The sequence below is a fragment of the Zhengella mangrovi genome, assembly GCF_002727065.1.
Lineage (GTDB): Bacteria > Pseudomonadota > Alphaproteobacteria > Rhizobiales > Rhizobiaceae > Zhengella > Zhengella mangrovi.
This window is the reverse complement of the sequence record NZ_PDVP01000002.1, coordinates 150,850-170,621: the sequence shown is the minus strand read 5'-3', so window position 1 is coordinate 170,621 and position 19,772 is coordinate 150,850. Positions and strand designations below refer to the sequence as shown.

Here is a 19,772-nt window from a genome sequence, read left to right as displayed (position 1 = left end):
GCTGCCACGAAAACAGGCAGACGTCCGCCCCCGCTTAACCCGACAGTAACATTAACGCGCTTTAATCATGGCGTGCGAGTTATCGAGTTATGGCGGGTTCAGATCATGCAAGGCAGCACAATCAAGGCATATGCACGGGTCCTTTCACGGGGCGCAGCCCTCGTGATCGTCGGCGGGCTTGCGGCTGGCTGCAGTTCGGATGCCTCGCGCTTCGCCGACGGGCTCTACACCTCGGCCGTGCCTGTGGGCGCCCGGCAGCAGCCGGCAGCGTCGCAGCCCTATCCGGGTGACCTCGACAAGACCGCGACAGGGTCCGTCGCGAGCGATCCCGCCCGGCTCATTCCCGGCGGACGGGTGGTGCCGAACGCCACGGTCGGCAATGCGCCGGTTTACCGGCAGTCACCGACGAGCGCCTATCCGGCGCAGCCGCAGGCGGCCTACCGCGCGGCGCAGCCTTACCCGGGCGATGCGCGGGTCGCGTCGGCGCCCTCGGCAGCCCGCCAGGCCGTGCGGCCGCCCGTCGAACAGCCCGCTGTCCAGCGCCAGGCGCTCGCCGCACCCGCGCCGGCCGTCGATCGCCGCGCAACCGGTTCGACGAGCAAGGTTGGCGCCCCGGTCAATGTGACGCCGGTTGAACCCCGCGCGGCAGCGGCACCGCAACCGCTCCCGGTTTCGAAGCCGGCGCCGGCATCTGCCTCCGAGCCGGCCGGCAACGGCTGGACCGCGTCGGGCGGCACCCGCGTCACCCTTCGGGAAGGCGAAACGATCTACAATCTCTCCAAGCGGTTCGGCGTGCCGGCCAAGGAGATCCTGCGGGTCAACGGTATTTCCAACCCGCGCGACGTGGCGTCCGGTCAGTCGATCGTCATTCCGACCTACGTCTATTCGTCGAATGCGCCGACCTCGGCACCCGATGCCAATCCGCAGACGATCGCCGCGAAATCCTCGCGCGGGACGAAGTTCGACGTCCCGTCCGACCGCGTGCCGGTTCCAAGCGACGCCCCGCGCCAGCAGGTCGCCATGGTGCGCGAAGAGCCGAAGCCGCGTCCGCAGCGCCAGCAGGTGGAAGCGGCGACCAGCCCGGCGCCGAGGAAGGTGGCGGCCGAAGCGCCGTCTGCCGACGGGCGCTATACCGTCGTCGCCGGCGATTCGCTCTATGCCATCGCCCGCCGCCACGGTGTCACGGTCGCGGCGCTCAAATCGGCCAACGGGCTGAGCAACGGCAATCTCCGGATCGGCCAGAAACTGGCCATCCCGGCCGGCGGTGAGCCTGTTCAGACGGCCAGCACGGCCAAGCCGAATGTCGATCCCATCATCACCGGCGGGGCAGGGCCGTCGGCAAAGTCCGGCAAGGAACTGCCGACCTACACGCCGCCGAAGCACAAGGACGAGGCGGTGATCCGCCAGGCCGAGAAAGTGGCGGCCGTTGCGCCGGAAACCACCGGCATCGGCAAGCTCCGCTGGCCCGTGCGCGGCCGGGTCATCTCGGCCTTCGGCGCCAACTCAGGCGGCAAGGCCAATGACGGCATCGACATCGCCGTGCCGGCCGGCACCCCGGTCAAGGCGGCCGAGAACGGCGTCGTGATCTACTCCGGCAGCGGCCTGAAGGAATTCGGCAACACCGTCCTCGTGCGTCATGACGATGGCCTGGTGTCGGTCTATGGACACAACAGCGAACTGCTGGTCTCCCGCGGCGACAAGGTCCGCCGTGGCCAGGAGATCGCGCGGGCCGGCAATTCCGGTTCCGCCGGCCAGCCGAAACTGCATTTCGAGATCCGCAAGAATTCCAACCCCGTCAACCCGGTCAAGTACCTGGAGTAACCGGCGCCACGCCACCGGAATGCCCGGTCCGGCGAGGCGGGCCGGCTTTCACATCGCGAAACGGCAACAGAACAGCGAAATGGAGCGCACAGGCGGCCGTCCCGGTCCCGGTCGCTTCAGGCGGACGGGCTGGCCTCCAGCAGCAATCCGCGCATGGCAGTGCCCCGCCGGCCCCCGGCGGGGTATTGTCGTTCATGGGCCCGGATCTACGAAAGCCGCTGGCCGAGGCGCCCCGCCAGGTCCTGGATGAACTGCCAGGCGACGCGGCCCGACCGCCCGCCGCGCGTGACCGCCCATTCGAGCGCTTCGGCGCGCAGCGTGTCGTCGTCCACCGCGAGGCCGAAATGGGCCGCGTAGCCGTTGATCATCTCCAGGTAATCGTCCTGCGAGCACTTGTGGAAACCGAGCCACAGCCCGAAGCGGTCCGACAGCGAGACCTTTTCCTCCACGGCTTCGCCGGGATTGATGGCCGTCGAACGCTCGTTGTCGATCATGTCGCGCGGCAGCAGGTGGCGCCGGTTGGAGGTGGCATAGAAGATGATGTTGTCCGGCCGGCCTTCGACGCCGCCTTCCAGCGCGGCTTTCAGCGACTTGTAGGACGTGTCGTCGTGGTCGAAGGACAGGTCGTCGCAGAACAGGATGAAGCGGGCATCGGCCGCCTTGAGCAGCGACATCAGGCGCGGCAGAGTGTCGATGTCCTCGCGGTGGATTTCCACCAGCTTGAGCGCTGTCCGGTCGCCGGCCCCCGGGGAGAGGGCCGTCGCCGCGTGGGCGGCCTTGACCAGCGACGACTTGCCCATGCCCCTGGCGCCCCACAGCAGCACGTTGTTGGCCGGCAGGCCGTCGGCGAAGCGCTCGGTGTTGGCGACGAGGATGTCGCGCACGCGGTCGACACCCTTGATCAGCGAAATGTCGATCCGGTTGACGCGCGCGACCGGCTGCAGGGTCGCGGTTTCCGCCTCCCAGACGAAGCAGTCCGCGGCGTCGAAATCGGGAGCCGGCACAGGGCGCGGTTTCAGGCTTTCCACGGCGTCGGCAAGCCGGTCGAGGCGGGCGGCGATCTCGTCGAGTGAAATGCGGTTCATGGGTCCTCCTGCGTGCACAAGTGGACTAGCACGCTCCATTGGCATGGAAAAGCGCTTGTCGTCGTGCTCCCACAGTTGCAAAGGTGCCCTGAACCACTATATTCCGCGCCAGTTTGACACGCGGGATTCGACCCGCTTTCCCTCGTTTCTTGCAGGAGTTCGCAGATGTTCGTCACCCCGGCATTCGCCCAGTCCGCCGCGCCCGCCGGTGGCGCTGACATATTCATGAGCATCCTGCCGTTCATACTCATCTTCGTTATCATGTACTTCCTCATCATCCGGCCGCAGCGCCAGCAGATGAAGAAGCGCGACCAGATGCTTGCGGCGGTTCGTCGCGGTGACACGGTCATCACCAGCGGCGGCATCATCGGCAAGGTGACCAAGGCCGACGAGACGGAACTGGATGTCGAGATCGCCCAGGGCGTGAAGGTCCGGATCCTGCGCGCCATGATCGCCGACGTCCGCGTCAAGGGCGAACCGGTCGCCAACCAGAACCAGAAAGCCTGATACGCTTCGCCCCGGCGCACTGTGCCGGGGCGATTGCCGTTGGCCGGAAACGGACTGATCCATGCTCTATTTTTCGCGTTGGAAAACGATTCTCATCTGGCTGTCGGTGATTGCCGGCCTGCTGTTCGCGGCCCCCAACCTGGTCTCCCAGTCCACGCTCGACGCGCTGCCGGACTGGCTGCCCAAGCAGAAGATGACCCTGGGTCTCGATCTGCAGGGCGGATCGCACATCCTGCTGAAGATCGACCGCAACGACATCGTCAAGGACCGCCTGGCGGCAACCCGCGACGAGGTGCGCAAGCTGCTGCGCGACGAGAGCATCGGCTACACCGGGCTGACCGGCTCGGGCAAGACGGTCCAGGTGCGCATCCGTGACGCCAAGCAGGTCACGCTGGCCAAGGAAACCCTGAATTCCCTGCTGCAGCCTGTCTCGACCGGCCTTTTCGGCGGCGGCTCCGTGCAGGAAGTGACCATGGAAGAGCCCGAACCGGGCCTCCTCCGCTTCACCCTGACCGATGCCGGCCTCGACTACCGCACCTCGGCGGCGCTGTCGCAGTCGATCGAGGTCGTCAGCCGCCGCGTCAACGAGCTCGGCACGACCGAGCCGGTGATCCAGCGCCAGGGAAATGACCGCATTCTCGTGCAGGTCCCGGGCCTCGACGATCCCCAGCGCCTGAAGGACATTCTCGGCCAGACCGCCAAGCTGACGTTCCAGATGGTGGACCAGTCCGTGCCCGTACAGGAGGCCATCCAGGGCCGTCCGCCGGCCGGCACGACGGTCATGTATTCCAACGACGATCCGCCGGTGCCTTACCTGATCGAGGACCGGGTCATCGTTTCCGGCGAGAACCTCGTCGATGCGCAGCCGACCTTCGACCAGCGCACCTCCGAGCCGGTCGTTTCCTTCCGTTTCGACACCAAGGGTGCCCAGCGCTTCGGCCAGGCGACGCAGCAGAACGTCGGGCGGCTCTTCGCCATCATCCTCGACGGCCATGTCATCTCCGCGCCGGTGATCCGCGAACCCATCCTCGGCGGTTCGGGACAGATTTCCGGGTCCTTTACCGCGCAGTCGGCCAATGACCTGGCGGTGCTCCTGCGTGCCGGCGCGCTGCCGGCCACGCTGACCATCATCGAGGAAAGGACCGTCGGTCCGGGCCTTGGCGCCGACTCCGTCGCCGCCGGCCAGATCGCGGCCATGATCGGGTCCGTCCTCGTGCTCGTCTTCATGGTGCTCGCCTACGGCCTGCTCGGCGTGATCGCCGACATCGCGCTGATTGCCAACGTCGCCATGATCGTCGCGCTGCTGTCGGTGCTCGGCGCCACGCTGACGCTGCCCGGCATCGCCGGCATCGTGCTGACCGTCGGCATGGCGGTCGACTCCAACGTGCTGATCTACGAGCGCATCCGCGAGGAGCGCCGCAACGGCCGGTCCGTCATCCAGGCCATCGACGCGGGCTTTTCCCGCGCCCTGGCGACGATCGTGGATGCCAACGTGACCACGCTCATCGCGGCCGTCATCCTGTTCTACCTCGGGACCGGCCCGGTCCGTGGCTTCGCCGTCACCCTGGCCATCGGTATCCTGACGACGGTCTTCACCGCCTTCACCTTCACCCGCTGGCTGGTCGCCGAATACGTCCGCCGGCGCCGGCCGAAGGAGCTGCCCGGCGCGATCCTGCACCTCATTCCGGCGCAGACGAAGATCCCCTTCATGTGGCTGCGCCGCATGACCTTCACCCTGTCGGCCCTGGCGGCCATCGGGTCGCTCGCCCTGTTCATGACCGTCAACATGAACTACGGCATCGACTTCAAGGGCGGCTCGCTCATCGAGATCAAGGCCAAGCACGATGTCGCCGATGTGGCCGATATCCGCGGGCGGCTGAGCGAACTCAATCTGGGCGACGTCCAGGTGCAGGAATTCGGCGATCCCTCCGAGGTGCTGATCCGCGTCGAGGCGCAGGGCGGCGGCGAGAACGCCGAGCAGAGTGTCATTTCCAAGGTACGAAGCGAACTGGAGGCGGACTACGATTTCCGCCGCGTCGAGGTCGTCGGGCCGACGGTGTCCGGCGAGCTGGCACGGGCGGGAACCATCGGCGTCCTGGCGTCGCTGGCCGCGATCCTGTTCTACATCTGGATCCGTTTCGAATGGCAGTTTGCCGTCGGCGCCATCCTCGCCACGATGCACGACGTGATCATGACCATCGGTTTCTTCGTCATCACCGGCATCGAGTTCAACCTGTCGTCCATTGCGGCCATCCTGACCATCGTCGGCTATTCGCTGAACGACACGGTGGTCGTCTACGACCGTGTCCGCGAGAACCTCAGGCGATACCGCAAGATGCCCTTGCCGCAATTGCTCGACATGAGCATGAACGACACGCTGTCGCGAACGGTGATGACATCGCTTACCACGCTGCTTGCGCTGCTGGCGCTCTACTACTTCGGTGGCGAGGTCATCCAGTCGTTCACGGCCGCCATGATCTTCGGCGTCGTCGTCGGCACCTATTCCTCCATCTTCATCGCTGCGCCGCTGCTGATCCTGTTCAGCCTGCGCTCCAGCAAGGCGGCGAAGGGCCGGGAAGAGGAAGGCGACAGCACCGACGTGGAACCCGCCAAGGGATAGGCCAATGGGATCCGGCATCCAGATGCGCCAGGCCCATTTCCCGGGCCGTGCCGCCATCGAGGCCTATGGCAACGGCGGCTTCCGCTTTGCCGACATGTCGCATCGCGGTTCGCTGATGTGCCTGCCGTCGGGCATCTATGGCTGGGAGCCGGGCGATCCGCTCGACCCGACGGCCGACGATCTCGCCCGCGTCTTCGATGAGGCCGGCGAGATCGAGATTCTGCTGGCCGGCATGGGCCCCGATCTCAAGCGCATGCGGCCCGACGTCGCCGCGCGGTTGCGCGAGGCAAACATCATCGCCGACGCCATGAGCACCGGCGCGGCGGTCCGCACCTACAATGTGCTGGTCGCCGAGGACCGCGCCGTCGCGGCGTTTTTCATCGCTGTCTGATGCCGGACGCCGCGCCCCCGATGGACGCCGGCGCCATGCTCGCGTCCCTTCGCTCCGGGGATCCGGACCGCTACCTGTCGGTCCTCTACGCGCCGGCCGACCGGCGCGACGCGCTCACCGCCCTTTATGCCTTCAACATGGAGGTCGCGCGCATTCGCGACGCCATCCGCGAGCCGCTGGCCGGCGAAATCCGGCTGCAATGGTGGCGTGACGCGCTGGCAACGCCCGCCGCCGGCGCCGACGCCGGGCACCCGGTGGCCGCCGCCTTTGCCCGCGTGATCGACGACTTCGACCTGCCGCGGGCCTCGCTCGAGGCCTATTTCGAGGCCCGCCTGTTCGATCTCTACGACGATCCGATGCCGTCGCTGAACGATCTCGAGGGCTATTGCGGCGAGACCGCCGGCGCGATCCTCCAGATGGCCGCGACCATTCTGGACCGCCCGGCCGTCGATGGAACCGGAACGCCGGCCGGCCACGCTGCCTGCGCCCAGGCCATGACCGGGCAGATCCGCCTGATGCCGCTGCACCGGGCGCGCGGCCAGTGCTACGTGCCGGCCGAACTGCTGGCCGCCTGCGGCCTCGACCGCGAGGCTTACCTCGGCGACCCGGATCCGAAGCGGGCCGGCGCACTGGTCGCCGCGCTCGCTGCCAAGGTGCGCGAACATCTGCGGATGTGGCAGGAGACATCCGGGCAGGTCGCGCCGTCGTTGCGGCCGGCCTATCTCGTCATGGCGCCGGTGCCGTCCTACCTCGCGGTCATCGAGAGGACGGGAGCCGACTGCCTGGAACGCACGCCGGAGATTTCCGCGATTCGCCGCTACTGGCGCTTCCTTCGCGCTGCAATGGGCTGATCCCGGTCAAAAAGAATGCCGGCCTGCCGCTGCGTCACGAATTGACCCGGTGCTGTCGGCTCGGCACACTCCGCCCGATCCGTGGACCGCGGCAGGGAGGACAACGCCATGAACACGATCGTGCTGGTCGCGATGATCGTGATCGGGCTCAGCCTCGTGCTCCTGGCACTGAAACTGTCCGGGTCCGGCAAGCCGCGCTCTCTTTCGGGGCCGGGGGAAGCCCTGGAATTTCTGCGCGGCGATTACCCCGAGGTCGGCGACGGGCCGGTGGTGATGGCTGCTGACGGATCCTCGGCCGTCCTGCTGCTGCCCGGTGGGCTGGTCGGGATCGTGCGCGTCATGGGGCGCCACGTCGCCACCCGCCTGGTCGATCGCTCAGGGATCGCATCGGTTTCGCGAACCGGCCCGGCGGTGGTAAGTATGGCCTTCGCGGAATTCGGCTGGAGCGCCATGACCGTCCGCTTCGCCGACGAGGAAACCGCGGACCGCCTGGTCGCACACCTGGGCGGAAACGGCAAAGGGAGGAGATGACCATGGAAAACTATGCCTTTCCCAAGGTCACGGAACTGGCAATTCCCTTTTTCATTGCCGCCATCCTCCTGGAACTGTTCCTCGTTTCCACGCGTCGCGCGAAGGGCAGCTTCAATACCGCCGACACCATGACGAGCCTGGCGATGGGCGTCGGCAATGTCGTTGCCGGCCTGCTGCTCGGTTTCATCTCCTTCACGATCCTGATGTGGGTCTGGCAGTATCGCTTCTTCGACCAGGGCCTGGTCTGGTGGGCCTTCGTGGTGGCCTTCATCGTCGATGACCTGCGCTACTACTGGTATCACCGCATCGCGCATCGGGTCCGCTGGGTCTGGGCGGAACACGTCAATCACCACTCCAGCCAGCACTACAACCTCTCCACCGCGCTCCGCCAGAGCTGGACCGGCCAGTTCACCGGCATGGTCATCCTGCAGACGCCGCTCGTCCTGCTCGGCTTTCATCCCGCGCTCATCGCCTTCGTCTACGGTTTCAACCTTCTCTGGCAGTTCTGGATCCACACGGAGACGATCGGCAAGATGTGGCGGCCGATCGAGCTCGTCTTCAACACGCCGTCGCATCATCGGGTGCATCACGCGACGAACCCGCGCTATCTCGATTCGAACTATGCCGGCACCCTGATCATCTGGGATCGCCTGTTCGGCACTTTCGTCGAGGAAGTGCCGGAAGACCCGCCGCGCTACGGCATCGTCAAGAACCTGGCGACCTGGAACCCGGTCAAGGTGGCCTTCCATGAATGGGTCGCCATGGCGCGCGATGCCCTGTTCACGCGCGGCCTCACGCTGCGCCAGCGGCTCGGCTACCTGTTCATGCCGCCCGGCTGGAGCCACGACGGCTCGCGACAGGGGTCCGCCGAGATCAAGGCCGATTACGTCCGCCGCAACCCTGCCGAGGCGGGCAAGCCCGGTCTGCCGGGCCTGGATGGCAGACCGGTTGGGAGCTAGAGCAATTCCAGCGAAAGTGGGAACCGGTTTCGCGTCCGGAATTGCGGCTGGGGAAAACCAATTCCAGCGAAAGTCGGAACCGGTTTCGCGGCCTTCAATTGCGGCTGGGGAAAACCAATTCCAGCGAAAGTGGGAACCGGTTTCGCGGCCTTCAATTGCGGCTGGGGAAAACCAATTCCAGCGAAAGTGGGAACGGGTTTCGCGGCCTTCAATTGCGGCCGGGGAAAACCAATTCCGGCGAAAGTGGGAACCGGTTTCGCGGCCTTCGATTGTATGAAGAAACGGGACAGCGCATTCGGCCGTTCAATGAAACGCGCCCGCATGCCGGCTCGCCGGCGGTGCTTGGCAGCACTCGCTAAGGAATGCTGCTAAATCCCTGTAATCATTGTTTAATTTGTTGAGTTCACGCTTGACCGATGCGCTATTGCATGGCGCAATCGCGCTGTCAACAACAGCCATGGAGAGACCCATGAAGGTCAGCGACGCATTTCGGAAACAGCTGGAAGGTTATGGCCTCACGACGGCCCAGATTGCCTATCGCATGCCGGACCATCGCTCGCTTCTGCAGGAATATATCTGGCAGGACTATGACCTGTTTCCCGATTTCCCGGTGCTGAAGAAATTCCTGGCCTTCTGGGAGGAAAAGATCGAGGGGCCGCTTCACTCGGTCACCGTGGCCCATGCCCGTCTCATCCGGCCCGCCGAACTGCGCGCCGTCGACCACGAGTTCCGGCTGCACTGAACCGGCCGGAGGCGCGCCGCGTCAGGCCGGTTTGCCGAGATCCTTGAACAGGGCCTGGCGCTTTTCTCCGCGCGCCTTGATCGCCTCCATCAGGTCTTCGGCGCGCAACATGCCGCCGTTCCAGGTGGCGATGTAGTCCAGTCCGTCGGCCACGGAATGATCGCGCGCATAGGCGAGGTTGCGCTTGATGCCGGCCATGGCGAGCGGCGACCGGGCCGCCATGGCCTGCGCCATGTCCCGCGCCACGGAAACAACGCTGTCGCGGTCCGCCGCGACCTGCGAGACCAGGCCCATGGCGCGGGCTTCCGCCGCATCGAAGCGGCGCCCGGTCAACGCGAGCTCCGCCGCCAGCGCCGGCGCAATGAGTTTCGGCAGGCGCTGCAGGGTGCCGACGTCGGCCGCCATGCCGATGTTGATTTCCTCGATGGCGAAAAAGGCATCCGCCGATGCGAGCCGGATGTCGCAGGCCGTGATCATGTCGATCGCGCCGCCGATGCAGGCGCCGTGGATGGCGGCAATGACGGGGAAGGGCGCCCGTTCGATGGCGGTGAAACTGTCCTGCAGCTTCAGGATCAGCCCGCGCAACGCATGGGCGGCCCGTCCGGGCTCGCTCTGCAGCAGGGCGGCGATGGAGTTGAACGTCGCGAGATCCATGCCGCCCGAGAAATGCCGGCCTTCGCCGGTGAGGATGGCCGCGCGGACGCTGCCGTCGGCGGCAAGGTCGTCCATGATCCTTGGCAGGTCCTCCCAGAAGTCGGGCGACATGGCATTGGCCACGTCGGGCCGGTTCATGGCGATCTCCGCCACCGGGCCGTCGCGCCTTACGGTGAAGAATGTGCCGACCGATTCGCTCATGATGCTCTCCTTGCCCAAACCGGCTGGAGTTTTGGCCATGGCGTCCGCGCTGTAAAGCGCCCCGTCAGCCTTCCGGATCCGGGATACTCATCCCGTCCGGCGCCGGTTCGATGTCCTGAACGATCGTGTTCTGCGGGCTCACGGTCCGGATCCGCCAGGGAAAGCCGGTCTCGGCGTCAATCCAGTACTCGACGTGGAGCGGTGTCCCGCTCATTTCAAGAACGTAGTCGAGGCTGAACCGGTGCACGGGCTTGCCGTCCAGTTCCGCCTCGTAATCGCAAGCGATGTTCGTCGCCGCTTCCGCCTGCAGCCGCAAGGTCTCCATAGCCTTGTCCTGGTCTTCCTTGGAGGTCTCGCTGAGCAGCTTCCAGGTCTCGCCCTTGTCCGCCGTGGTGTAGAACTTGCCGCCGATCCAGAGCGACATGGGCGTTCCCGCTTCGTCCATCACGAGACCGCGGTTGTCCGGCGTGCTCAGCGTCTTGCTGCGCATGGTGATCTCGCCCATGGTCGTTTCCACGTGCTGCAGCATGGGCACGGGATGGCGGACGTCGAGCATCGCGGAGCGGGCGTCCGAAGCGCAGTCGCGGGCCTCGGATGAGGTTGCGAAGAACGCGGCGGCGCCGGCCAGGGCGATCAGGGGCAGAAACCGGGACATGACGGGATTTCCTCCAAGGTCTGAACAGCATGGACCCGGAGAATGGCACGGCTGCGGGGCGGCGGCATACCCCGGATGGCGTATTACTCTGCCGCCGCGGCCTCGCCGGGAATGCCCAGCCACAGGCGCAGGTCGTCGATGGCCCGCGCCGTCAGCGCCCGCTTCTTGGCCAGCGCCTTTTCCTTGCCGCGCAGGCGCTTGACGCCCTCCGGCTTCCGGATGGCACCGGGCTCGAGCGGCGGGAAGAGGCCGAAGTTGATGTTCATCGGCTGGAACGACCGCCGGCCGGGCTCTTCGTCGGAAACGATGTGGCCGCCGGTGATGTGGCCGAGCAGGGCGCCGAAGGCGGTTGTCGGCGGCGGTGGTGCCAGGGTCGTGCCAAGCCTGGCAGCCGCCGCGAACCGGCCGGCCAGCAGGCCCATTGCCGCCGACTCCACGTAGCCCTCGCAGCCCGTCACCTGGCCGGCGAAGCGCAGCCCGGGGCGCGAGCGCAATTGCAGCGTCCCGTCGAGAAGAACGGGGGAATTGATGTAGGTGTTGCGGTGCAATCCGCCGAGACGGGCGAACTGTGCCTCTTCCAGGCCCGGGATCATGCGGAAGATGCGCACCTGTTCCGCATACTTCAGCTTCGTCTGGAAGCCGACCATGTTGTAGAGCGTGCCAAGCGCGTTGTCCTGGCGCAATTGCACCACGGCATAGGCCTTTTCGTCCGGCTTGTGCTGGTTGGTCAGCCCCATCGGCTTCATCGGGCCGTGCCGGAGCGTTTCGCGGCCGCGCTCCGCCATCACCTCGATGGGCAGGCAGCCGTCGAAATAGGGCACGCCCTCCCATTCCCGGAACTCCGTCTTCTCGCCGGCCAGAAGCGCGTCGACGAAGGCGTTGTACTGCGCCTCGTCCATCGGGCAGTTGATGTAGTCCTTGCCGGTGCCGCCGGGGCCGACCTTGTCATAGCGCGACTGGAACCACGCCACGTCGAGATCGACGGTCTCGAAGTGCACGATGGGCGCAATCGCGTCGAAAAAGGACAGCGAGCTCTCGCCGGTTGCCTCGGCGATGGCCGCTGCCAGGTCCGGCGCCGTCAGCGGTCCCGTGGCGATGATCGTCTGGTCCCAGTCCGCCGGGGGCAGGCCGCCGATCTCCTCGCGCACGATGGTCACCAGCGGATGCGATTCGAGCTTCGCCGTCACCGCCTGCGCGAACCCGTCGCGATCGACGGCAAGTGCCGATCCGGCCGGCACCTGGTTGGCGTCGCCGCAGGCCATGACAAGCGAATCCGCCAGCCGCATCTCGGCGTGCAGCAGGCCCACCGCATTGGCCTGCGCATCGTCGGAGCGGAACGAGTTGGAACAGACGAGTTCTGCCAGATGGTCCGTCTTGTGCGCATCGGTTCCGCGCACGCCGCGCATCTCGTGCAGGATGACCGGCACGCCGGCATTGGCTGCCTGCCAGGCCGCTTCCGAGCCGGCAAGTCCGCCTCCGATGATGTGAATGGGCTTCATGGCCTTCTCCCTCGCTCGAGTGGGGCCGCAGATAGGGCTTTTCGCGCCGCCGATCAATCCGTCGGTTCGCGGATGTGGACGACTTCGAACCATTCGCAGCGCGGGCATTGTCATATTCGCCGTGGTCGCAATAATGGGACCGATGATTCACCTGCGCACGCTCCCCGTCCTTCTCCTGCTGCCGCTTGCCGGCGCCTGCACGTCTGTCTCGTCGCGGTATTCAGCGACGCTCGGCACCGTTTCGGCTTCGCACATGACGGTCTGCCACGGCTACAACTGCCATTTCAGAACACCGCTCGCCCTTTCCCCGGACAACATGAACGCCATCGCGCAGATCATGGCCGAGGGAACAGGCGGTGCAGCGGCGGAGCGCGAGGCGCTGCGCAAGGCGATCGGCTATTTCGAGGACCGCGCCGGCGACGTTATCGGCGTGCGCGACCGGGCGCAATCACTGCTGAACGAAGGCGGCACCATCGGCCAGATGGACTGCATCGATGAATCGACCAACACGCGCAGCTTCATGCTGCTGCTGCAGAAGCAGGGCCTGCTGAAATACCATGCCGTGCAGGGCAACGTCTCGCGCGGCTTCTTCCTCGACGCCCGATATCCCCATTCGACGGCCGTCCTGAAGGAAAAGGGCAGCGGCCGCCTGTGGGCCGTCGACAGCTGGTACGAGCCGATGGGCGGAAAACCCGATGTGCTGCCGCTCTCCAAGTGGCAGGCGCGCGGCGTTGCAGGCAAGCGCTGAACGCGGCGTCCGGTTTCAGGTTGACAGGGAAAGACCGTGGAGGATCGTGCGCGCGGAACGCTGCCGCGACGTCATGTCTGCCGGTGTGCAGGAAATTCTCCCGAACGGGCATGAAAAAACACCCGCCGGGGGAGGAGGTCCGGCGGGTGTCTTTTGGTCAGGTTCGCGATTGGGAGGAGGATATCACGAACCCTGTTTCGACAGGACTGGGAGGAGGATGCCCTGCCGAAATTCCTGTATTCGGTCTTAGCGAGCCTGGCGGGCGATGAACGGAATGTCGGCGCGGGCAATGCCCAGGTCGTTCAGTTCGCGGGTGGAGAGCCGGCTCAGCTCGTTGATCGTCTCGCGCTCACGGCGCCAGTTGCGGTAATTGCGGATCAGGTTCATTTCTCTAACCTTCGTCTTTCGGTGTCTCGTCTGGTCTGTCCGACCGTTGAGTTGAAGATAGGCGCGCCCGGCCGGAATGTGGAGTGCCAAATGTGCAAGGCAGCCATGCATATTGTGCATTGCACACAAGTTAACAGATTGAAAACGCTGCGTAATGATTAGGAAATTCGCAAATGCAGCATGAAAACGCCAGGCAGTCGCACCGAAGTGCCCTAATCGATTGAACTGTTTCGCTGTCGGTGGCCGTCCGGTGGCGCACGGCGTAGCTGTCTTGGGCTCGCCGGGGCTGCCGGAAGGGCTCTCGTCATGCATCTGCGCGGTCTCGCGCCCGGGGAGGCGGCAACGGCGGGCCGCAAGCCTCGAAAAAACCCTGTTTTGACGCCATTTTCCCTTTGAACCCGGTGGGTGCGGTGATATAGAACGCGCGCTTCGGACTGGTGGAGACGCCGGTGGGGGCGGGTGTGGTGAAATTGGTAGACACGCCAGATTTAGGTTCTGGTGCCGCAAGGCGTGGGGGTTCAAGTCCCTCCACCCGCACCAGGCAGGCCACCCGGCTTGAGGACAGATGAGAGGCGCCCCGGGATGCGGAAGGGTTTCCCGGAACGTCGACACAAAGAACAAAAGGTTTTGTGATGCAGGTTACCGAAACGCTCAATGAAGGGCTCAAGCGCGAGATCAAGGTCGTCGTGCCGGCCGCCGACATGGAAGCGCGTCTCGCGGAGCGTCTCGAGGATGCCCGCTCGAAGGTGCGCATCAACGGTTTCCGTCCGGGCAAGGTCCCGACGGCCCATCTGCGCAAGATGTACGGCAAGTCGATCATGGCCGAGATCGTCAACGAGATCCTGTCGGACTCCTCGCGGTCCGTTCTGCAGGAGCGCGGCGAGAAGGCCGCCATGCAGCCGGAAGTCGAGATGACCGAGGACGAGTCCGAGGCCGGTGAGATCCTCGACGGCAAGGCCGATTTCGAGTTCAAGCTCAGCTACGAGATCATCCCGCCGATCGAGGTCCAGGACGCGTCCGGCATCGCGGTGACCCGCCAGGTCGTCGATATTTCCGACGAGGAAGTCGACGAGCAGGTCCGCCAGATCGCCGAGTCGGCACGCGAGTACGAGACCAAGAAGGGCAAGGCCGCCGATGGCGACCGCGTCACCATCGATTACGTCGGCAAGCTCGACGGCGAGCCGTTTGACGGCGGGTCCGACACCGATGCCAACCTGGTGCTCGGCTCGGGCCGCTTCATCCCGGGTTTCGAGGAGCAGCTCGTCGGCGCCAAGGCCGGTGACGAGAAGACCATTACCGTGACCTTCCCCGAGGACTACCAGGCCGCCAACCTGGCCGGCAAGGAGACCACCTTCGACATCACCGTCAAGGAAGTGGCCGCCCCGGGCGAACTGGAAATCAACGACGACCTCGCCCAGAAGCTGGGCCTGGAAAACGCCGACAAGCTGCGCGAGATCGTCCGCCAGCAGATCGAGAGCCAGTACGGCCAGGCCACCCGCCAGAAGGTGAAGCGCCAGCTGCTCGATGCGCTTGACGAGGCCTACAAGTTCGAGGCGCCGTCGCGCCTGGTCGATGCCGAGTTCCGCAACATCTGGGGAACGGTCGAGGCCGACCTCCAGCGCGCCGGCAAGACCTTTGCCGACGAGGACACGACTGAGGAAGAGGCCCGCGAGGAATACCAGCGCCTGGCCGAGCGCCGCGTCCGCCTGGGCCTGGTTCTGTCGCAGATCGGCGAGGAAGCCGGCGTCCAGGTGGCCGAGGAAGAGGTGCAGCGCGCCATCTACGAGCAGGTCCGCCAGTATCCCGGCCAGGAACAGCAGGTCATCGACTACTTCCGCCAGAACCCGGAAGCGGTGAACGCCATTCGCGCCCCGCTGTTCGAGGAAAAGGTCGTCGACCACCTCCTGACGCAGGTCAACGTCACCGACGAGACCGTGTCCAAGGAAGTGCTTCTGGCTGACGACGAGGACGAGGCCGCCGAGGCCAAGCCGGCCAAGAAGAAGGCCCCGGCCAAGAAAAAGGCCGCCGCCAAGAAGAAGGCGGACGAAGCCGACGCCGAGTAAGGCGAACGTCCCGTTCCAGGAAACCGAAAGGCCGCCGGTGTCGCACCGGCGGCCTTTTTCATGCGCCTGTCAGCCGTTTAGTGGCGCCAGCTTGAATCCGTGCGGTCCAGCACGGTCTTCAGGTAGTCGAAATGCGCGTCGGCCATGCCGTCGAACGCCTTCCAGCTTTCTGCCGTCCGGGCGGCGATCTCCTCGCTCATGACATTGAGCGGCTGGCCGCTGGCATAGGCCGTCAGCAGCGTCTCCGCGGCCCGCTCGAAGAAGTAGAGCAGTTCGAAGGCCATGGGCACGCTGTCGGCGGCGACGGTCACACCGTGATTGCCCATCATCATCACCTGGTGATTGCCGAAGGCGCGGGCGAGGCGCATGCCTTCCTCCGCATCGTCGGCCATGCCGCCGAACGCGAGATCGACGGCGGTGATGCCATGGAACCGCGCCGTGTTCTGGTCGACCGGTTTCATCTCCGGGTCCTTCAGGCAGGCAAGGGCGGTCGCGTGCTTCGGGTGGCAATGCAGCAGCACGCGCGCCGAGGGAACGGCCCGGTGGGTCGAGCCATGCACCGTCCAGGCGGTGACGTCCGGCGCATCGTCGCGTGTCATCGTCTCGGTGTCGTCGGCGTTGAGAAGCTGCAGGTCGCTGGCCCGGATCGCGCCGAAGTGGCGCCATTTCGGGTTCATCAGGAAGCTCTTGCCATCGCGCGAGACCGCCGCGCTGAAATGATTGCCGACCGATTCGTGCCAGTTGAAATGCACCGCCAGCCGGAACGCCGCCGCCAGGTCGATCCGGGTCTGGTGCAGGTATTCCTCGTCGATGACGTCAGGACCGCTTCCGCTCATCCGAACCGCCCTTTCGAAACCAGGCTGCGGTAGGTCGAGCGCATTTCCTCGCGGTCGCTGTAGGTGCCGCGCAGGTAGCGCGCGCCGCTTTCGGCGACATAGGCCGCGCGGCCATGGACGATGCGGTGATTGTCGAAGACGATGCATTCGCCGGCATTGAGGCGGAAGCGCATGACGTATTTCTCGCCCTGCAGCCACCGGCCGAAGCGGCAGAAGGCCGGGTAGTAGGCGTCGAGATCGGCTTGCGGCAGGTCGAACACGTCGGCCATGTGCTGGCTGATCGTCAGGCCCGAAACGGCGCCGTGCTTGTCGAGTTCGATGACCCGCTGCCGCGACCGCATGTCGTAATCGTCATGCTCGCAGTAGAACGGGATTTCGGTTTCGCTGAGCAGCCGGAAGTCCTCCGGGTAGGCATCGCGGAAATCGTTGGCCGCGGCCACGCCGTCGAGGAACAGGCTGTCGCCGCCGGCCACGCTGTTGGCCCGGCAATGCAGGAACTGGACGCCGGGAGCCATCTCCTCGGCCGGCGTATCGGTGTGCAGTTCCAGGGCCTTGGCGGTATAAGCCAGGTTGGTCGGCTTGATGTGGGTACGCACGTCGAAATAGTCGCCGAAGAACGTCGGGCGCACCTGTCCGATCAGGCGCACCGTTTCGGTCAGGCCCTCGTCGCTGTCCGGCATGTCGGTCACCAGCGCGACGCCGTCGACGAGCAGAGCCTCGATCCATGCCGCGACGAGGGCCTTGTCCGCCTTCAGGTCCGGCTGCCGGAAACGGGCCATCCTGGCATAGTGGTCGCTGTACCAGGCTTTGCGCGGCAGGTCTGCCGGGTCCGCGCGCCGTTCGCCGCGGCCATAGGGCGCAAGCCAGTCCAGCGCATAGGTGGAGGCGTGGTTTTCGCCGGCCCAGGCAATGTGCAGTGCGCCATCGGCGACATAAGCTTGGGATGGTCGCGGCGGTGCCTGCAGGTGAAAGATGTCGAACACCCGCTCGCGGGTTGCCCGGTCAAACGAGCTCGGGCAGTTGTCGCGTAGCCAATGGTAGTTGAAATAGGCCCGAACGCCGTCCGAAAGCGGGATTTCAAGCCCGTTTTCGAGCAGGCGAAGGTCGTCTGTCACCAATGCATCCATATGGTCCCCCATTCGATTGTCCGCCGGCATCCGGTTGGCCGGCTGTTTCGAAGCGGATCCAATCAAAATTCCTTGCCATGGTGAATTCCGGAAAGAATTATGGAGACATAAGCCGGGGTTATGTCATGTCCGAACGCCTTCCGCCGCTCAAGCTTCTCGCCGCCTTCGACGCCGTGTCGCGCGGGCGCGGCTTTCGCGCGGCCGCCGAGGAACTGAACGTCACCCAGCCCGCGATCAGCCAGTCGATCCGCAAGCTCGAGGACCATCTTGGCGCAGCGCTGTTCGACCGGGCGACGCGGCCCTTGGCGCTGACGGCGGCCGGCATCGCCCTGCAGGCCGCCTGCGACGAGGCCTTCGGACGTCTGCGCGAGGCGGCGGCCGAGATCCGCGAACTCGGCAAGGGCGGCGGCGCGGTCACCGTCGCCTGTTCCGTCGGTGTCGCCACCTACTGGCTGATGCCGCGTCTGGCGGGGTTTTACGAACGGCAGCCGGGCATCGCCGTCAACGTGCTGACGACGCCGCAGGGGGCCCCGCCATTGCGCCGCGGCATGGACATGGCCATTCGCTATGGCCGCGGCGACTGGGGCGGCGGGGAGGGCGAAAAGCTGTTCGACGAGACCGTCCGCCCGGTCTGCCATCCCGACCTGGCCGGCCGCATCGCGGCAGGACGGCAGGCCTTCGAGGCGGTCACGCTGCTGCACGTGGAAGCGGAGGACGACAGCTGGTTGACATGGTCGGGATACCAGAAGCGCGCCGGCCTGCCCGCCCTGCGCAATCCGGGCCGGCATTTCACCAATTACGTCCAGTCGACCCAGGCCGCGCTCCAGGCCCAGGGCGTGATGCTGGGCTGGAAATCGATCACCGGCGACCTGGAAAACGAAGGGCGGCTGGTTGCACTGGCAATGCCGCAGGTCGATCCCGGCAGGGGCTTCTACCTCGTGCAGGCGCCGTCGTCCCGCGACAAGCCTGCCGTCGGCCTGCTTGCCGGCCACCTAGCGGACAACACCGCCTAGGGCGGTCTGCCCGGGCGTGGGCAGGCGCGCCGCAGGCTTCGGGTTGATCGCGATCATCCTGTACCTGGATTTGAATGGCTGGTTCGTCGCCATCAACGGAATCACCAACCCGGAGCAGGGCGGCGCACTGCGCCTGACCCTTTTTGTCCTGGTCGGCTTGAGTTCGGTCCTTGCCCTCTGGCTGCGGGCGAAGGCCGGCCGCGACTGAACGGATGGAACAGGGACGCGGCAAAGGCGGGCGCGGCTTAGAACAGTTGCAGCGCCTTCATGCTGGCATGACCGTCCTTGCCGATGATGATGTGATCGTGCACCGTGATGCCAAGCGGCGCGGCGCTCTGGGCGATCGTGCGGGTCATGTCGATATCGGCCCGCGATGGCGTCGGGTCTCCCGACGGGTGGTTATGGACCAGGATGATGGCCGTGGCCGCCAGTTCCAGCGCCCGGTGGATGACCTCGCGCGTGTAGACCGGCGTGTGATCGACCGTGCCCGTCTGCTGCACCTCGTCGGCGATCAGCACGTTCTTCTTGTCGAGAAACAGGATGCGGAACTGCTCGCGCGTCTCGTGCGCCATGGCCGCGTTGCAATAGTCGATGACCGTGGACCACGACGCCATGACCTGCTTTTTCCGGATTTCGGACTTCAGCGACCGACGCCTGATGGCCGCAACGAGCTTGAGTTCCGTCGCCACGGTCGCGCCCACGCCGCTGACCTCCTGCAATAGCGGAACCGGCGCGCCAAGCACCCCGCCGATCGACCCGAAGCGGGCGATCAGCGCCTTGGCGACGGGCTTGGTGTCGCGGCGCGGAATCAGCCGGTAGAGCAGCAGTTCCAGCAGTTCGTAATCGGCAAGGGCGTCGTCGCCGGCCTCGGCGAATTTCTGGCGCAGCCGGTCGCGGTGGCCGTGCCAGTGCGGCTTGGGGTCCGCGGGTGTGTCCTTGCGGGGAAACGAGGGGGGAATCGCGGCGGATTCGGCAAACATGCCGCGCTCGTCGGGTTCGTCGGCCATCGGTGTCACTGTGCCCGGATGCCGTCACGAGGGAAACGCGAACCGGCCCAAGCCCCACACCTTCAAGGCTAGCGC

General features: G+C 65.8%; 21 protein-coding genes and 1 tRNA gene. 13 read left to right on the top strand and 9 right to left on the bottom strand.

Translation table 11 applies throughout. The features are described from left to right. Positions 1-105: 105 nt before the first annotated feature. Positions 106-1,821, top strand: coding sequence for a peptidoglycan DD-metalloendopeptidase family protein (locus CSC94_RS04680; protein ID WP_099304307.1), 1,716 nt, complete (start codon positions 106-108; stop codon positions 1,819-1,821). Between the two features lie 206 nt (positions 1,822-2,027). Here the strand turns inward: CSC94_RS04680 and CSC94_RS04675 are convergent, their stop codons facing one another. Further along, a complete protein-coding gene (locus CSC94_RS04675) occupies positions 2,028-2,906 on the bottom strand; it encodes an ATP-binding protein (RefSeq protein WP_099304305.1) in 879 nt (292 codons plus the stop codon). Positions 2,907-3,071: 165 nt separating this feature from the next. Here CSC94_RS04675 and yajC point away from each other — a divergent pair, with 165 nt between their 5' ends. The 6 genes from yajC to CSC94_RS04645 all read left to right on the top strand — a co-directional run bounded on the left by yajC (position 3,072) and on the right by CSC94_RS04645 (position 8,765). Next, positions 3,072-3,413 carry a preprotein translocase subunit YajC gene (yajC, locus tag CSC94_RS04670; protein ID WP_099304303.1) on the top strand — a complete coding sequence of 114 codons (342 nt, stop codon included), beginning with the start codon at positions 3,072-3,074 and terminating at the stop codon, positions 3,411-3,413. 61 nt (positions 3,414-3,474) lie between these two features. After that, entirely contained in the window at positions 3,475-6,033 is a 2,559-nt protein-coding gene (gene secDF / locus CSC94_RS04665) for a protein translocase subunit SecDF (protein WP_099304301.1), read from the top strand. 4 nt (positions 6,034-6,037) lie between these two features. Beyond that, positions 6,038-6,424, top strand: a complete 387-nt coding sequence (locus CSC94_RS04660; RefSeq protein WP_099304299.1) for an Mth938-like domain-containing protein — start codon at positions 6,038-6,040, stop codon at positions 6,422-6,424. Positions 6,425-6,459: 35 nt separating this feature from the next. Beyond that, positions 6,460-7,275: a phytoene/squalene synthase family protein gene (locus CSC94_RS04655; protein ID WP_245408257.1), complete on the top strand. Its 816-nt coding sequence runs from the start codon at positions 6,460-6,462 to the stop codon at positions 7,273-7,275. Between the two features lie 108 nt (positions 7,276-7,383). Beyond that, positions 7,384-7,806, top strand: a complete 423-nt coding sequence (locus tag CSC94_RS04650) for a hypothetical protein (protein ID WP_099304297.1) — start codon at positions 7,384-7,386, stop codon at positions 7,804-7,806. 2 nt (positions 7,807-7,808) lie between these two features. Further along, positions 7,809-8,765, top strand: a complete 957-nt coding sequence (locus CSC94_RS04645) for a sterol desaturase family protein (protein ID WP_099304295.1) — start codon at positions 7,809-7,811, stop codon at positions 8,763-8,765. Here the strand turns inward: CSC94_RS04645 and CSC94_RS24145 are convergent. Next, on the bottom strand, positions 8,762-9,088 hold the full coding sequence (locus CSC94_RS24145) for a hypothetical protein (RefSeq protein WP_133122820.1): 327 nt from the start codon (positions 9,086-9,088) through the stop codon (positions 8,762-8,764). The two genes, CSC94_RS04645 and CSC94_RS24145, sit on opposite strands and share 4 nt — an antisense overlap. Before the next feature lie 146 nt (positions 9,089-9,234). On the opposite strand from CSC94_RS24145, the gene CSC94_RS04640 reads away from it, so the two are divergent. Beyond that, positions 9,235-9,507 (top strand): usg protein, encoded by a 273-nt coding sequence (locus tag CSC94_RS04640; protein ID WP_425356503.1) that lies wholly within the window; start codon positions 9,235-9,237, stop codon positions 9,505-9,507. A gap of 21 nt (positions 9,508-9,528) precedes the next feature. Here CSC94_RS04640 and CSC94_RS04635 read toward each other — a convergent pair whose 3' ends face one another. The 3 genes from CSC94_RS04635 to trmFO form a co-directional block, all read right to left on the bottom strand. Beyond that, complete coding sequence (locus CSC94_RS04635) at positions 9,529-10,362, bottom strand: crotonase/enoyl-CoA hydratase family protein (protein ID WP_099304291.1); 834 nt, start codon at positions 10,360-10,362, stop codon at positions 9,529-9,531. A gap of 64 nt (positions 10,363-10,426) precedes the next feature. Next, entirely contained in the window at positions 10,427-11,017 is a 591-nt protein-coding gene (locus CSC94_RS04630) for a hypothetical protein (RefSeq protein ID WP_099304289.1), read from the bottom strand. An 83-nt stretch (positions 11,018-11,100) separates the two neighbouring features. Beyond that, positions 11,101-12,516 (bottom strand): methylenetetrahydrofolate--tRNA-(uracil(54)-C(5))-methyltransferase (FADH(2)-oxidizing) TrmFO, encoded by a 1,416-nt coding sequence (gene trmFO, locus CSC94_RS04625; protein WP_099304288.1) that lies wholly within the window; start codon positions 12,514-12,516, stop codon positions 11,101-11,103. A 133-nt stretch (positions 12,517-12,649) separates the two neighbouring features. Between trmFO and CSC94_RS04620 the strand changes: the two genes are divergently transcribed. After that, positions 12,650-13,264: a hypothetical protein gene (locus CSC94_RS04620; RefSeq protein WP_133122819.1), complete on the top strand. Its 615-nt coding sequence runs from the start codon at positions 12,650-12,652 to the stop codon at positions 13,262-13,264. 246 nt (positions 13,265-13,510) lie between these two features. Here the strand turns inward: CSC94_RS04620 and CSC94_RS04615 are convergent, their stop codons facing one another. Next, entirely contained in the window at positions 13,511-13,651 is a 141-nt protein-coding gene (locus tag CSC94_RS04615; protein WP_099304286.1) for a DUF1127 domain-containing protein, read from the bottom strand. Positions 13,652-14,106: 455 nt separating this feature from the next. Here CSC94_RS04615 and CSC94_RS04610 point away from each other — a divergent pair. After that, positions 14,107-14,191, top strand: a tRNA-Leu gene (locus CSC94_RS04610). Positions 14,192-14,283: 92 nt separating this feature from the next. After that, positions 14,284-15,714, top strand: a complete 1,431-nt coding sequence (gene tig, locus CSC94_RS04605) for a trigger factor (protein WP_099304284.1) — start codon at positions 14,284-14,286, stop codon at positions 15,712-15,714. Positions 15,715-15,791: 77 nt separating this feature from the next. On the opposite strand, the gene CSC94_RS04600 is transcribed toward tig, so the two are convergent. Then, positions 15,792-16,550: a class II aldolase/adducin family protein gene (locus CSC94_RS04600; protein WP_099304282.1), complete on the bottom strand. Its 759-nt coding sequence runs from the start codon at positions 16,548-16,550 to the stop codon at positions 15,792-15,794. Further along, complete coding sequence (locus CSC94_RS04595; RefSeq protein WP_245408256.1) at positions 16,547-17,665, bottom strand: TauD/TfdA family dioxygenase; 1,119 nt, start codon at positions 17,663-17,665, stop codon at positions 16,547-16,549. Before CSC94_RS04595 ends, CSC94_RS04600 begins: the two co-directional genes overlap by 4 nt. 137 nt (positions 17,666-17,802) lie before the next feature. On the opposite strand from CSC94_RS04595, the gene CSC94_RS04590 reads away from it, so the two are divergent. Next, on the top strand, positions 17,803-18,690 hold the full coding sequence (locus CSC94_RS04590; RefSeq protein WP_165784319.1) for a LysR substrate-binding domain-containing protein: 888 nt from the start codon (positions 17,803-17,805) through the stop codon (positions 18,688-18,690). Positions 18,691-18,733: 43 nt separating this feature from the next. After that, on the top strand, positions 18,734-18,898 hold the full coding sequence (locus tag CSC94_RS24505; protein WP_165784318.1) for a hypothetical protein: 165 nt from the start codon (positions 18,734-18,736) through the stop codon (positions 18,896-18,898). A gap of 37 nt (positions 18,899-18,935) precedes the next feature. On the opposite strand, the gene radC is transcribed toward CSC94_RS24505, so the two are convergent. After that, entirely contained in the window at positions 18,936-19,697 is a 762-nt protein-coding gene (gene radC, locus CSC94_RS04580; protein WP_099304278.1) for a RadC family protein, read from the bottom strand. Positions 19,698-19,772: the final 75 nt, after the last annotated feature.

What these genes read in the sequence shown, in the direction of transcription:
- CSC94_RS04680 (WP_099304307.1), top strand. Translation starts at nt 106, where the DNA reads ATGCAAGGCAGCACAATCAAGGCATATGCACGGGTCCTTTCACGGGGC.
- CSC94_RS04675 (WP_099304305.1), bottom strand. Translation starts at nt 2,906, where the DNA reads ATGAACCGCATTTCACTCGACGAGATCGCCGCCCGCCTCGACCGGCTT.
- yajC (WP_099304303.1), top strand. Translation starts at nt 3,072, where the DNA reads ATGTTCGTCACCCCGGCATTCGCCCAGTCCGCCGCGCCCGCCGGTGGC.
- secDF (WP_099304301.1), top strand. Translation starts at nt 3,475, where the DNA reads ATGCTCTATTTTTCGCGTTGGAAAACGATTCTCATCTGGCTGTCGGTG.
- CSC94_RS04660 (WP_099304299.1), top strand. Translation starts at nt 6,038, where the DNA reads ATGGGATCCGGCATCCAGATGCGCCAGGCCCATTTCCCGGGCCGTGCC.
- CSC94_RS04655 (WP_245408257.1), top strand. Translation starts at nt 6,460, where the DNA reads ATGCTCGCGTCCCTTCGCTCCGGGGATCCGGACCGCTACCTGTCGGTC.
- CSC94_RS04650 (WP_099304297.1), top strand. Translation starts at nt 7,384, where the DNA reads ATGAACACGATCGTGCTGGTCGCGATGATCGTGATCGGGCTCAGCCTC.
- CSC94_RS04645 (WP_099304295.1), top strand. Translation starts at nt 7,809, where the DNA reads ATGGAAAACTATGCCTTTCCCAAGGTCACGGAACTGGCAATTCCCTTT.
- CSC94_RS24145 (WP_133122820.1), bottom strand. Translation starts at nt 9,088, where the DNA reads ATGCGGGCGCGTTTCATTGAACGGCCGAATGCGCTGTCCCGTTTCTTC.
- CSC94_RS04640 (WP_425356503.1), top strand. Translation starts at nt 9,235, where the DNA reads ATGAAGGTCAGCGACGCATTTCGGAAACAGCTGGAAGGTTATGGCCTC.
- CSC94_RS04635 (WP_099304291.1), bottom strand. Translation starts at nt 10,362, where the DNA reads ATGAGCGAATCGGTCGGCACATTCTTCACCGTAAGGCGCGACGGCCCG.
- CSC94_RS04630 (WP_099304289.1), bottom strand. Translation starts at nt 11,017, where the DNA reads ATGTCCCGGTTTCTGCCCCTGATCGCCCTGGCCGGCGCCGCCGCGTTC.
- trmFO (WP_099304288.1), bottom strand. Translation starts at nt 12,516, where the DNA reads ATGAAGCCCATTCACATCATCGGAGGCGGACTTGCCGGCTCGGAAGCG.
- CSC94_RS04620 (WP_133122819.1), top strand. Translation starts at nt 12,650, where the DNA reads ATGGGACCGATGATTCACCTGCGCACGCTCCCCGTCCTTCTCCTGCTG.
- CSC94_RS04615 (WP_099304286.1), bottom strand. Translation starts at nt 13,651, where the DNA reads ATGAACCTGATCCGCAATTACCGCAACTGGCGCCGTGAGCGCGAGACG.
- tig (WP_099304284.1), top strand. Translation starts at nt 14,284, where the DNA reads ATGCAGGTTACCGAAACGCTCAATGAAGGGCTCAAGCGCGAGATCAAG.
- CSC94_RS04600 (WP_099304282.1), bottom strand. Translation starts at nt 16,550, where the DNA reads ATGAGCGGAAGCGGTCCTGACGTCATCGACGAGGAATACCTGCACCAG.
- CSC94_RS04590 (WP_165784319.1), top strand. Translation starts at nt 17,803, where the DNA reads ATGTCCGAACGCCTTCCGCCGCTCAAGCTTCTCGCCGCCTTCGACGCC.
- radC (WP_099304278.1), bottom strand. Translation starts at nt 19,697, where the DNA reads ATGGCCGACGAACCCGACGAGCGCGGCATGTTTGCCGAATCCGCCGCG.